Origin of the sequence: Aeromonas sp. s9, assembly GCF_040907765.1 — a bacterium.
Taxonomy (GTDB): Bacteria; Pseudomonadota; Gammaproteobacteria; order Enterobacterales; family Aeromonadaceae; genus Aeromonas; species Aeromonas caviae.
In genome coordinates this window covers 113,339-123,542 of the sequence record NZ_JBFOCK010000069.1, presented here as the reverse complement: position 1 = coordinate 123,542, position 10,204 = coordinate 113,339, and the positions used below count along the sequence as shown (strand labels likewise).

The 10,204-nt window shown below is 53.1% G+C and carries 20 protein-coding genes; all 20 read right to left on the bottom strand.

What is annotated here, in order from left to right:
- Positions 1 to 680 precede the first annotated feature (680 nt).
- Entirely contained in the window at positions 681 to 1,064 is a 384-nt protein-coding gene (rplQ, locus tag AB5Y54_RS14460; protein WP_005307999.1) for a 50S ribosomal protein L17, read from the bottom strand.
- Positions 1,065 to 1,107: 43 nt separating this feature from the next.
- Positions 1,108 to 2,097, bottom strand: a complete 990-nt coding sequence (gene rpoA, locus AB5Y54_RS14455) for a DNA-directed RNA polymerase subunit alpha (RefSeq protein WP_005307997.1) — start codon at positions 2,095 to 2,097, stop codon at positions 1,108 to 1,110.
- A gap of 25 nt (positions 2,098 to 2,122) precedes the next feature.
- Positions 2,123 to 2,743: a 30S ribosomal protein S4 gene (gene rpsD, locus AB5Y54_RS14450; protein ID WP_010672568.1), complete on the bottom strand. Its 621-nt coding sequence runs from the start codon at positions 2,741 to 2,743 to the stop codon at positions 2,123 to 2,125.
- A 39-nt stretch (positions 2,744 to 2,782) separates the two neighbouring features.
- Positions 2,783 to 3,172: a 30S ribosomal protein S11 gene (rpsK, locus tag AB5Y54_RS14445; protein ID WP_005319702.1), complete on the bottom strand. Its 390-nt coding sequence runs from the start codon at positions 3,170 to 3,172 to the stop codon at positions 2,783 to 2,785.
- 14 nt (positions 3,173 to 3,186) lie between these two features.
- Complete coding sequence (rpsM, locus tag AB5Y54_RS14440) at positions 3,187 to 3,543, bottom strand: 30S ribosomal protein S13 (protein ID WP_005307991.1); 357 nt, start codon at positions 3,541 to 3,543, stop codon at positions 3,187 to 3,189.
- Positions 3,544 to 3,682: 139 nt separating this feature from the next.
- A complete protein-coding gene (rpmJ, locus tag AB5Y54_RS14435; protein ID WP_005319705.1) occupies positions 3,683 to 3,796 on the bottom strand; it encodes a 50S ribosomal protein L36 in 114 nt (37 codons plus the stop codon).
- Between the two features lie 27 nt (positions 3,797 to 3,823).
- Positions 3,824 to 5,152, bottom strand: coding sequence for a preprotein translocase subunit SecY (secY, locus tag AB5Y54_RS14430; protein WP_005307989.1), 1,329 nt, complete (start codon positions 5,150 to 5,152; stop codon positions 3,824 to 3,826).
- Positions 5,153 to 5,160: 8 nt separating this feature from the next.
- Positions 5,161 to 5,598, bottom strand: a complete 438-nt coding sequence (rplO, locus tag AB5Y54_RS14425; RefSeq protein WP_025325390.1) for a 50S ribosomal protein L15 — start codon at positions 5,596 to 5,598, stop codon at positions 5,161 to 5,163.
- Between the two features lie 2 nt (positions 5,599 to 5,600).
- Entirely contained in the window at positions 5,601 to 5,780 is a 180-nt protein-coding gene (gene rpmD, locus AB5Y54_RS14420) for a 50S ribosomal protein L30 (RefSeq protein ID WP_005307985.1), read from the bottom strand.
- 6 nt (positions 5,781 to 5,786) lie between these two features.
- Positions 5,787 to 6,287: a 30S ribosomal protein S5 gene (gene rpsE, locus AB5Y54_RS14415; protein ID WP_005340605.1), complete on the bottom strand. Its 501-nt coding sequence runs from the start codon at positions 6,285 to 6,287 to the stop codon at positions 5,787 to 5,789.
- 14 nt (positions 6,288 to 6,301) lie between these two features.
- Entirely contained in the window at positions 6,302 to 6,655 is a 354-nt protein-coding gene (gene rplR / locus AB5Y54_RS14410; RefSeq protein WP_010672566.1) for a 50S ribosomal protein L18, read from the bottom strand.
- 9 nt (positions 6,656 to 6,664) lie between these two features.
- Entirely contained in the window at positions 6,665 to 7,198 is a 534-nt protein-coding gene (rplF, locus tag AB5Y54_RS14405; RefSeq protein ID WP_010672565.1) for a 50S ribosomal protein L6, read from the bottom strand.
- A gap of 13 nt (positions 7,199 to 7,211) precedes the next feature.
- A complete protein-coding gene (gene rpsH, locus AB5Y54_RS14400) occupies positions 7,212 to 7,604 on the bottom strand; it encodes a 30S ribosomal protein S8 (protein WP_010672564.1) in 393 nt (130 codons plus the stop codon).
- A 19-nt stretch (positions 7,605 to 7,623) separates the two neighbouring features.
- Positions 7,624 to 7,929 (bottom strand): 30S ribosomal protein S14, encoded by a 306-nt coding sequence (gene rpsN / locus AB5Y54_RS14395; RefSeq protein WP_005331161.1) that lies wholly within the window; start codon positions 7,927 to 7,929, stop codon positions 7,624 to 7,626.
- Between the two features lie 10 nt (positions 7,930 to 7,939).
- Positions 7,940 to 8,479 carry a 50S ribosomal protein L5 gene (gene rplE, locus AB5Y54_RS14390; protein ID WP_005331162.1) on the bottom strand — a complete coding sequence of 180 codons (540 nt, stop codon included), beginning with the start codon at positions 8,477 to 8,479 and terminating at the stop codon, positions 7,940 to 7,942.
- A gap of 13 nt (positions 8,480 to 8,492) precedes the next feature.
- Positions 8,493 to 8,810: a 50S ribosomal protein L24 gene (rplX, locus tag AB5Y54_RS14385; RefSeq protein WP_005307977.1), complete on the bottom strand. Its 318-nt coding sequence runs from the start codon at positions 8,808 to 8,810 to the stop codon at positions 8,493 to 8,495.
- An 11-nt stretch (positions 8,811 to 8,821) separates the two neighbouring features.
- Positions 8,822 to 9,190, bottom strand: coding sequence for a 50S ribosomal protein L14 (rplN, locus tag AB5Y54_RS14380; protein WP_005307975.1), 369 nt, complete (start codon positions 9,188 to 9,190; stop codon positions 8,822 to 8,824).
- 148 nt (positions 9,191 to 9,338) lie between these two features.
- Positions 9,339 to 9,587 (bottom strand): 30S ribosomal protein S17, encoded by a 249-nt coding sequence (gene rpsQ / locus AB5Y54_RS14375; protein WP_005307966.1) that lies wholly within the window; start codon positions 9,585 to 9,587, stop codon positions 9,339 to 9,341.
- Positions 9,587 to 9,778 (bottom strand): 50S ribosomal protein L29, encoded by a 192-nt coding sequence (gene rpmC, locus AB5Y54_RS14370; RefSeq protein ID WP_005307965.1) that lies wholly within the window; start codon positions 9,776 to 9,778, stop codon positions 9,587 to 9,589. Before rpmC ends, rpsQ begins: the two co-directional genes overlap by 1 nt.
- Complete coding sequence (gene rplP / locus AB5Y54_RS14365) at positions 9,778 to 10,191, bottom strand: 50S ribosomal protein L16 (RefSeq protein ID WP_010672562.1); 414 nt, start codon at positions 10,189 to 10,191, stop codon at positions 9,778 to 9,780. The genes rpmC and rplP overlap by 1 nt, the downstream gene beginning before the upstream one ends.
- Between the last annotated feature and the right edge of the window lie 13 nt (positions 10,192 to 10,204).

Sequence of the window (10,204 nt, the reverse complement as noted above, 5' to 3'; positions counted from 1 at the left end):
GAGCGACGCAGCTTTTGCGCTGCTGCGGGAGTGGCATTCTACTCAACCGCCTTCTCGAGTCAAGCCTTATTTTCAAAGGCTTTTCGAGGCTATCGGCTCAGGCTTTGCGTTGCCGCTTGCACTGTCGATGGAGTGCGCATTATAGGGAGCGAATTCGTTCTGGCAACCCCTCCCATGCAATAAAATTGCAAAAATCGGCACTTTTTTAGTTATTCATGTCCAAGCACAGCTTTTATACAGGCTTATCCACAGGAGAAGCCCTCAACGGCACTACAGCAGCCACACGCCATCACTCACGGCCTGCTTAATACGTCAGATGGACAATGACATTGCCCTACATACGTCAGATGGACAATGACATTGCCCTACTCTGGGCTATGTAACACGAACCGCTGTCGTTCAGGTAGAGATAAAGACTTAATATAGAGACTATTGAAAAATCATCGCTCACTTACAAAGTAAGGCAGTAGAGGCAGTAGAGGCAGTAGAGGCAGTAGAGGCAGTAGAGGCAGTAGAGGCAGTAGAGGCAGTAGAGGCAGTAGAGGCAGTAGAGGCAGTAGAGGCAGTAGAGGCAGTAGAGGCAGTAGAGGCAGTAGAGGCAGTAGAGGCAGTAGAGGCAGTAGAGGCAGTATCAGAATCCACCAAAAGAAAAGCCGGGACAAGCCCGGCTTTTTCTTTTATCACTCAGCAGCTGCTTCAGCAGCGGCCGGGCGGTCTACCAGCTCAATGTAAGCCATAGGAGCGTTGTCGCCAGCACGGAAACCGCATTTCAGAATGCGAGTATAACCGCCGGCGCGCTCCAGGTAGCGCGGGCCCAGTTCATTGAACAGCTTAGCCACGATCGCGTTATCGCGAGTACGGGCAAATGCCAGGCGACGATTAGCAACGCTATCAGTCTTGGCAAGGGTGATCAGCGGTTCAACTACACGACGCAGCTCTTTTGCCTTAGGCAGAGTCGTCTTGATGATCTCATGACGAACCAGGGAGCTGGCCATGTTGCGGAACATAGCCTGACGATGGCTGCTGTTCCGGTTCAGTTGACGACCACTCAAACGATGGCGCATGACCTTATCCTTCTAACTAAATCTGTGAAACCCGTAATCTGGATTACTCGTCAGCGATGCTGGCGGGCGGCCAGTTCTCAAGGCGCATGCCAAGAGACAGACCACGGGAGGCCAACACGTCCTTGATCTCAGTCAGGGACTTCTTACCGAGGTTAGGAGTCTTAAGCAACTCAACTTCGGTACGCTGTACCAGATCACCAATATAGTGGATAGCTTCTGCCTTCAGACAGTTCGCTGAACGAACTGTCAGCTCCAAATCATCGACAGGACGCAGCAGAATCGGATCAAACTCGGGTTTCTCTTCTTTCTTCTCGGGCACGCTGACATCGCGCAGATCCACGAAGGCTTCCAGTTGCTCTGCCAGAATAGTGGCTGAACGACGGATGGCTTCTTCCGGATCCAGAGTACCATTGGTCTCCATGTCGATAACCAGCTTGTCCAAGTCGGTGCGCTGTTCCACACGTGCCGCCTCGACATTGTAGGCAATGCGAACGATGGGGCTGAACGCGGAGTCCAGCAGCAGGCGACCGATGGGACGCTCTTCATCATCGTTGTGAACACGAGCAGAAGCAGGCACATAACCACGACCGCGCTGAACTTTCAGGCGCATGCTGATCTCAGCATTTGCACCAGTCAGGTGGCAGATTACGTGCTCCGGGTTTACGATCTCGACTTCATCACCGTGAGTGATATCACCAGCGGTAACGGGGCCTGTTCCAGACTTGGTCAGGGACAGAGTTACCTCGTCCTTGCCTTCCAGCTTCACAGCGATACCTTTCAGGTTGAGCAGGATTTCAAGAATGTCTTCCTGTACACCTTCTTTGCTGCTGTACTCGTGCAGTACTCCGTCGATCTCGACTTCAGTAACCGCACAACCGGGCATAGATGACAGCAAAATACGACGCAGGGCATTGCCCAGCGTGTGGCCAAAGCCACGCTCAAGCGGCTCGAGAGTCACTTTCGCGTGAGTCGGGCTAACTTGCTCGATGTCAACTAGCCGCGGTTTAAGAAAATCTGTTACAGAACCCAGCATTGTGTCCTCTCTTTAGAAGCTAGCTTTACTTGGAGTAAAGCTCGACGATCAGCTGTTCGTTAATGTCGGCAGACAGGTCGGAACGCTCCGGCAGGCGCTTGAAGGCACCTTCCATCTTAGCAGCGTCAACCTCTACCCAAGTCGGCTTCTCGCGCTGACCAGCAACTTCCAGGGAAGCTTTGATACGCGCTTGCTTCTTAGCCTTCTCGCGAACGCAGATCACGTCCTCAGGGGATACCTGGAAAGAAGGAACATTCACAACGCGGCCGTTTACCATGATGGCTTTGTGGCTCACCAGCTGACGAGATTCAGCACGAGTGGCGCCGAAGCCCATGCGGTAGACGACGTTGTCCAGACGACCTTCCAGCAGCTGCAACAGGTTTTCACCGGTGTTACCCTTTTGACGGGCAGCGTCGCGGTAGTAGTTGCGGAACTGTTTTTCCAATACGCCGTAGATACGACGTACTTTTTGTTTCTCGCGCAGTTGCACACCGTAGTCGGACAGACGCGCTTTACGCGCACCGTGTTGACCAGGAACGGTGTCAATCTTGCACTTAGAATCAATCGCACGAACACCAGACTTCAGGAAGAGGTCGGTGCCCTCACGACGGCTAAGCTTAAGCTTAGGACCGATATATCTTGCCATCTTCTTTCTCCAACAATCCTAGACCAAGTAGCTACAGCGTTACACGCGGCGCTTCTTGGGAGGACGACAACCGTTGTGCGGGATCGGAGTCACATCAGTAATGTTAGTGATGCGGAAACCAGCCGCGTTCAGAGCGCGGATGGAAGACTCACGACCGGGACCCGGACCTTTGACCATGACTTCCAGGTTCTTCACGCCGTATTCTTTGGCGATCTCACCAGCACGCTCAGCAGCTACCTGGGCAGCAAACGGAGTGGACTTACGGGAACCACGGAAACCGGAACCACCAGAGGTAGCCCAAGACAGAGCATTGCCCTGACGGTCAGTAATGGTCACGATTGTGTTGTTGAAAGATGCATGAACGTGCGCAATACCGTCGCTCACTTGCTTTTTAACGCGCTTGCGAGCACGAGTCGGAGTTTTAGCCATTTTCTACCTTCCCGTTACTTCTTGATAGCCTTGCGCGGACCCTTACGGGTACGAGCGTTGGTCTTGGTACGTTGACCACGAACAGGCAGGCTACGACGGTGACGCAAACCACGGTAGCAACCCAGATCCATCAATCGCTTGATGTTCATGGAAATCTGACGACGCAGGTCACCTTCGACGGTGAATTTACCTACTTGTTCACGCAGACTCTCGATCTGAGCTTCGTCCAGGTCTTTAATTTTCACATTCTCAGCGATACCGGCTGCGGCACAGATGGCCTTGGAGCGGGTACGACCGACGCCATAAATAGCAGTCAACGCAATGACTGCATGTTTATGGTCAGGAATGTTAATGCCAGCGATACGGGCCACTATTCACTCCTACATATAGTAGATAACGACCACCACAAAGCCCGTGAGCGGATACGTGGCGGTCAACCAATACACAACAAAAGTTGGCTGGCTATATTAGCCAGCACAACTATTTGTTGCAAGTACTAACCGTAAAAAATTAGCCTTGGCGCTGTTTATGCTTTGGCTCGCTGCAAATCACACGCACCACACCGTGACGCTTGATGATTTTGCAGTTACGGCAGATTGCCTTAACGGAAGCACGAACTTTCATTGCTTAACTCCGTAACTACGCCGACCTTTAGCGGCCGTAGCCCTTCAGGTTGGCCTTCCTCAGGACGTCGCCATATTGATGAGACATCATATGGGTCTGAACCTGAGCCATGAAGTCCATGATAACTACCACGATAATCAGCAGCGAAGTGCCACCGAAGTAGAACTGTACGTTCCAGGCAGTCATCAAGAACTGGGGTACCAGACAGATAAAGGTTATATAGAGCGCACCTGCCAATGTCAGGCGAGTCATAACCTTATCGATATAACGTGCTGTCTGCTCGCCCGGGCGGATCCCCGGGATAAAGGCTCCACTCTTCTTCAGATTATCTGCTGTCTCGCGTGGGTTGAACACCAGCGCGGTATAGAAGAAGCAGAAGAAGATAATGGCTGCTGCATAGAGCATCTCATACAAGGGTTGACCCGGCTGCAGGACCATAGAGACCTGTTGCAGGATATCAGCCACCTTGCCCTCGCCCTGACCAAACCAAGAGGTAATGGTCCCCGGGAAGAGGATGATGCTGGATGCGAAAATCGCAGGAATCACACCGGCCATATTCACTTTCAACGGCAGGTGTGTGCTTTGCGCGGCGAATACCTGGCGGCCTTGTTGACGCTTGGCATAGTTAACGACGATACGACGCTGACCACGCTCCACGAACACCACAAAGTAAGTCACTGCGAAAACAATCAAGCCCAGCAACAACAACAGCAGGATGTGCAATTCCCCTTGACGTGCCTGTTCGGCCGTAGCGCCAATGGCATGAGGCAGACCAGCAACGATACCCGTGAAAATAATCAGCGAGATACCATTACCAATCCCACGCTCGGTAATCTGTTCACCCAACCACATCAAGAACATGGTACCGGTGACCAGACTCACAACGGCTGTGAAATAGAAGCCCAAACCCGGATGAGTCACGAGTCCTTGCATCATATTCGGCAGACCGGTTGCAATACCAATGGCCTGGAACGTTCCCAAAACCAGCGTGCCCCAACGGGTATATTGGCTAATCTTGCGACGGCCGGATTCACCCTCTTTCTTGAGTTCAGCAAGAGCGGGATGAACCACAGTCAGCAGCTGGATAATGATCGACGCCGAAATGTACGGCATGATCCCCAGCGCAAGAATAGAAGCACGCGAGAGTGCACCACCACTGAACATGTTGAACATCTCAATGATGGTGCCCTTCTGTTGTTGGAACAACTCGGCCAGTACGGCGGCGTCAATACCAGGAATCGGCACATAAGAGCCTGCGCGGAACACGATAATTGCCCCGAGAACGAAGAGCAGACGGCTCTTCAGTTCGCTCAGACCACCTTGTGCTTTAACATCCAATCCTGGTTTCTTAGCCATTGTACTGATTATTCCTCGATTTTACCGCCAGCGGCCTCGATGGCTGCACGTGCACCCTTGGTGACGGACAGACCACGAACGGTCACAGCACGGTCAATGTTGCCAGACAGAACAACTTTAGCGAATACGATGTTCTTGGTAACAACACCGGCTTGCTTCAGAGTGCTCAGATCGACCACATCACCTTCTACCAGGGCGATTTCGTTCAGGCGCACTTCGGCAGATACCAAAGATTTGCGAGAGAAGAAACCGAACTTCGGCAGACGGATTTTCAAAGGCATCTGGCCACCTTCGAAACCGTTGCGGACCTTGCCGCCACCGGAACGAGAGGTTTGACCTTTAACACCACGACCACCGGTCTTGCCCAGACCAGAACCGATACCACGGCCCGGACGGTGCTTGACGCGCTTGGAGCCAGCGGCCGGAGACAGAGTATTCAGACGCATGCTTAGCCCTCCACCTTAACCATGTAATAAACCTGGTTGATCATGCCGCGTACGCAGGGAGTATCTTCCAGCTCAACGGTGTGACCAATGCGACGCAGACCCAGACCACGCAGAGTCGCCTTGTGCTTTGGCAGACGGCCGATAGAGCTGCGAGTTTGAGTTACTTTTACAGTGTTAGCCATGTCGCATTACCCCAGAATTTCTTCAACGCGCAGACCACGCTTGGCCGCGATCTGTTCCGGTGATTGACCGTGAACCAGAGCGTCGACAGTTGCGCGAACAACGTTGATCGGGTTGGTGGAACCGTAGGTCTTGGCCAGCACGTTGTGGATACCAGCAACTTCCAGTACGGCACGCATGGCGCCGCCTGCAATGATACCAGTACCTTGGGAGGCCGGCTTCATGAACACGGTGGAACCAGAGTGAACGCCACGCACCGGGTGGTGCAGGGTGCCGTTGTTCAGCTCAACCTTGTTCAGGTTACGCTTAGCCTGTTCCATCGCCTTTTGAATGGCGGCCGGAACTTCACGGGCCTTACCGTAACCGTAACCTACACGGCCGTTACCATCACCCACCACGGTCAACGCGGTGAAGGACATGATACGACCACCTTTAACAGTTTTCGAAACACGGTTTACTGCAATGAGCTTTTCTTGCAGTTCGCCGGCTTGAGATTCGACTTTAGCCATCTTCGACTCCTAGCTTAGAACTGAAGACCAGCGTCACGAGCAGCGGCAGCCAGAGCGGCTACACGACCGTGATACTTGAAACCGGAACGATCGAAAGATACGTTCTGAACGCCTTTGGCAATAGCACGCTCAGCGATAGCCTTACCTACAGCGGTAGCAGCATCTGCGTTACCGGTGTATTTCAGAGCTTCACTGATGGCTTTCTCTACTGTGGAAGCAGAGGCCAGAACTTCGGAACCGTTGGCTGCAATAACCTGCGCATAGATATGACGCGGGGTACGGTGAACAACCAGACGGGTAGCTCCCAGTTCCTGCATCTTTTTCCGAGCACGAGTAGCACGACGGAGACGAGCTGCTTTCTTGTCCATAGTGTTACCTTACTTCTTCTTAGCTTCTTTAGTACGCACTTGCTCGTTGGCATAGCGTACACCCTTGCCCTTGTAGGGCTCCGGAGCGCGGTAAGCACGGATATCGGCGGCGACTTGGCCAACCAGCTGCTTGTCCACACCACGCAGAACGATCTCGGTGGCGGACGGACATTCAGCGGTGACACCAGCCGGCAGCGCATGCTCTACCGGGTGAGAGAAGCCCAGTGCCAGCGCAACAGCATTGCCCTTGATGGAGGCTTTGTAACCTACACCAACCAGCTGCAGCTTGCGCTCGAAGCCTTGGGTAACACCGACTACCATGTTGTTGACCAATGCACGGGCAGTACCGGCCTGAGCGTCAGCACCAGCGATGCCGTCGCGCGGGGCGAACTTCAGTACATTGTCTTCTTTGGTCACTTCTACACCGGCGTGGATGGAACGAACCAGGGAACCCTTGCCACCTTTGATGGACAGTTCTTGGCCGTTCAGAGTCACCTCTACGCCAGCAGGAATAGTGACGGGTGCCTTAGCAACGCGAGACATTTCCGACCTCCTATTAAGCGACGTAGCAGATGATCTCACCACCCATGCTTGCCTTGCGGGCAGCACGGTCGGTCATCACACCTTTAGACGTGGACACGATAGCAACACCGAGACCGCCCATGACTTTCGGCAGATCAGTAGTGCGCTTGTAAATACGCAGGCCGGGACGGCTCACGCGTTGGATCAGTTCTACAACCGGCTTGCCCTGGAAATACTTCAGTTCGATTTCCAGTTCCGGTTTCACGTCACCAGCTACGTTGTAGCCAGCGATGTAACCTTCTTCTTTCAGCACTTTGGCGATAGCCACTTTCAGCTTGGAAGAAGGCATGGAAACCGCAACTTTGCTCGCCGCCTGACCGTTACGGATGCGGGTCAGCATATCCGCGATCGGATCTTGCATGCTCATAGTCTAACTCCCGAGATTCTTACCAAGAGGCCTTTTTGAGGCCCGGAATTTCGCCCTTCATGGCATGCTCACGCACCTTGATGCGAGAGAGGCCAAACTTCCGCAGGAAACCGTGCGGACGACCAGTGATGTTGCAACGGTTACGCTGGCGGGACGGACTGGAATCACGGGGCAGCTGTTGCAGTTGCAAGACAGCATCCCAACGCGCTTCTTCAGAAGCGTTCATATCAACGATGATAGCTTTCAGCTCGGTACGCTTGGTCGCGAACTTGGCTGCCAGCTTCGCACGCTTTGCTTCACGTGCTTTCATGGATGTTTTAGCCATAACCCTAACCTTACTTGCGGAATGGGAAGTTAAAGGCAGCCAGCAGAGCACGGCCTTCTTCGTCGGTATTCGCGGAAGTGGTGATGGTGATATCCAGACCACGGACGCGATCGACCTTGTCATAGTCGATTTCCGGGAAGATGATTTGCTCACGCACGCCCATGGAGTAGTTACCACGGCCATCGAACGCCTTGGCGTTCAGACCACGGAAGTCACGGATACGCGGTACGGAGATGCAAATCAGCCGTTCCAGGAACTCCCACATACGCTCGCCACGCAGGGTTACTTTACAACCTATCGGGTAGCCTTCACGAATCTTGAAGCCCGCAACAGATTTGCGTGCTTTGGTGATCAGCGGTTTCTGACCGGAAATGGCAGCCATATCGGCAGCAGCATTTTCCAGCAACTTCTTGTCAGAGATCGCTTCACCAACACCCATGTTCAGGGTGATTTTCTCGATCCGAGGGACTTGCATGATAGTCTTGTAACCGAACTGCTTGGACAGTTCATTTACTACATCGGATTTGTAGTAATCATGCAGTTTCGCCATCGTTAAACTCCAATTACTTCACAAGTTCGCCGGTGGATTTGAAGAAACGGACTTTCTTGCCGTCTTCAATCCGGAAACCAACGCGGTCAGCCTTGCCAGTGGCAGAGTTGAACAGCGCGACGTTAGATACATCGATGGGGGCTTCTTTGGTGACGATGCCGCCAGCCTGACCCAGTGCGGGTACCGGCTTTTGGTGTTTCTTCACCTGGTTGATGCCTTCCACGATTACCTTACCTTTTGCAATCAGGACTTGAGTGACTTTGCCACGCTTGCCCTTGTCTTTGCCGGTAAGAACAATTACTTCGTCTTCGCGACGGATTTTAGCTGCCATCGTTCGACTCCTTACAGTACTTCGGGTGCCAGGGACACAATCTTCATGAACTTCTCGTTACGGAGTTCACGGGTCACCGGGCCAAAAATACGAGTACCGATTGGCTGTTGGTTGTTGTTAAGCAACACAGCCGCATTGTTGTCGAAACGGATGACAGAGCCGTCCGGACGACGAACGCCTTTACGGGTGCGTACGACCACCGCGTTATACACATCACCTTTCTTCACTTTACCGCGAGGAATGGCTTCCTTGATGGAAACCTTGATGATGTCGCCGATGCCGGCATAACGGCGGTGCGAACCACCCAGAACCTTAATACACATTACACTGCGAGCGCCGGAGTTGTCGGCAACACCCAGCATACTTTGCATCTGGATCATCTTAGTGCTCCGCTTTGTTTACTTCTTATCCCTGATGGGATCTGGCTGCCTTCAAAAGGCGCGAAACTATAACACAGCTATTTTTGAAAAGGTAGCCTAAAAAACAAACGGCCCCGATGGGGGGCCGTTTGGGCTAAAAAGTACCGAATTAGGCCTTTTCTACGACAGCAACCAGGGTCCAGGACTTGGTCTTGGACAGCGGGCGGCACTCGCGGATTTCCACGAGATCGCCAGCCTTGCACTCGTTGTTCTCGTCATGCACGTGCAGCTTGGTAGTGCGCTTGATGATCTTACCGTAGATCGGGTGCTTTACCTTGCGCTCGATAGCGACGGTGATGGACTTGTCCATCTTGTCGCTAATTACACGACCTTGCAGAGTACGGATCTTGTCAGTCATTACGCACCTGCCTTCTCAGTCAGTACAGTCTTGATACGTGCGACGTCACGACGCACTTGTTTCAGAGTGTGAGTCTGAGCCAGCTGGCCGGTGGAAGCTTGCATGCGCATGTTGAATTGCTCACGCAGCAGACCCAGCAGCTCCTGGTTCAGTTCTTCGACGCTCTTTTGACGCAGATCTTGGGCTTTCATCACATCACCGTCTTAATTACGAAAGTGGTCTGAACAGACAGCTTAGCTGCGGCCAGGGCAAACGCTTCACGCGCCAGAGCCTCAGGTACACCATCCATCTCGTACAGAACCTTGCCAGGCTGGATCGGGCAAACCCAGTATTCCACGTTACCCTTACCTTTACCCATACGAACTTCGAGGGGCTTTTCGGTGATGGGCTTGTCCGGGAACACACGGATCCAGATCTTGCCTTGACGCTTAACGTGACGGGTCATGGCACGACGGGCTGCTTCGATTTGACGAGCAGTCAGTTGACCACGAGATGTCGCCTTCAGGCCAAAGGTACCGAAGGATACTTCGTTACCGGCATTGGCCAGACCGCGGTTACGACCCTTGTGGGTCTTGCGGAATTTAGTACGCTTAGGTTGCAACATTTACCGAATCTCC

Bases quoted from the DNA above. Each gene is read 5' to 3' on its own strand.
- secY (WP_005307989.1), bottom strand. From the start codon at position 5,152: ATGGCTAAGAAACCAGGATTGGATGTTAAAGCACAAGGTGGTCTGAGC.
- rplR (WP_010672566.1), bottom strand. From the start codon at position 6,655: ATGGACAAGAAAGCAGCTCGTCTCCGTCGTGCTACTCGTGCTCGGAAA.
- rplP (WP_010672562.1), bottom strand. From the start codon at position 10,191: ATGTTGCAACCTAAGCGTACTAAATTCCGCAAGACCCACAAGGGTCGT.
- rplQ (WP_005307999.1), bottom strand. From the start codon at position 1,064: ATGCGCCATCGTTTGAGTGGTCGTCAACTGAACCGGAACAGCAGCCAT.
- rpmC (WP_005307965.1), bottom strand. From the start codon at position 9,778: ATGAAAGCCCAAGATCTGCGTCAAAAGAGCGTCGAAGAACTGAACCAG.
- rpoA (WP_005307997.1), bottom strand. From the start codon at position 2,097: ATGCTGGGTTCTGTAACAGATTTTCTTAAACCGCGGCTAGTTGACATC.
- rpmD (WP_005307985.1), bottom strand. From the start codon at position 5,780: ATGGCTAACACTGTAAAAGTAACTCAAACTCGCAGCTCTATCGGCCGT.
- rpsK (WP_005319702.1), bottom strand. From the start codon at position 3,172: ATGGCTAAAACTCCGACTCGTGCTCGCAAGCGCGTTAAAAAGCAAGTG.
- rpsN (WP_005331161.1), bottom strand. From the start codon at position 7,929: ATGGCTAAAACATCCATGAAAGCACGTGAAGCAAAGCGTGCGAAGCTG.
- rplE (WP_005331162.1), bottom strand. From the start codon at position 8,479: ATGGCGAAACTGCATGATTACTACAAATCCGATGTAGTAAATGAACTG.
- rpsH (WP_010672564.1), bottom strand. From the start codon at position 7,604: ATGAGCATGCAAGATCCGATCGCGGATATGCTGACCCGCATCCGTAAC.
- rplF (WP_010672565.1), bottom strand. From the start codon at position 7,198: ATGTCTCGCGTTGCTAAGGCACCCGTCACTATTCCTGCTGGCGTAGAG.
- rpmJ (WP_005319705.1), bottom strand. From the start codon at position 3,796: ATGAAAGTTCGTGCTTCCGTTAAGGCAATCTGCCGTAACTGCAAAATC.
- rpsE (WP_005340605.1), bottom strand. From the start codon at position 6,287: ATGGCTAAAGTCGAATCTCAAGCCGGCGAACTGCAAGAAAAGCTCATT.
- rplO (WP_025325390.1), bottom strand. From the start codon at position 5,598: ATGCGTCTGAATACTCTGTCTCCGGCCGCTGGCTCCAAGCGCGTCAAG.
- rplX (WP_005307977.1), bottom strand. From the start codon at position 8,810: ATGGCAGCTAAAATCCGTCGCGAAGACGAAGTAATTGTTCTTACCGGC.
- rpsQ (WP_005307966.1), bottom strand. From the start codon at position 9,587: ATGACTGACAAGATCCGTACTCTGCAAGGTCGTGTAATTAGCGACAAG.
- rplN (WP_005307975.1), bottom strand. From the start codon at position 9,190: ATGATCCAGATGCAAAGTATGCTGGGTGTTGCCGACAACTCCGGCGCT.
- rpsD (WP_010672568.1), bottom strand. From the start codon at position 2,743: ATGGCAAGATATATCGGTCCTAAGCTTAAGCTTAGCCGTCGTGAGGGC.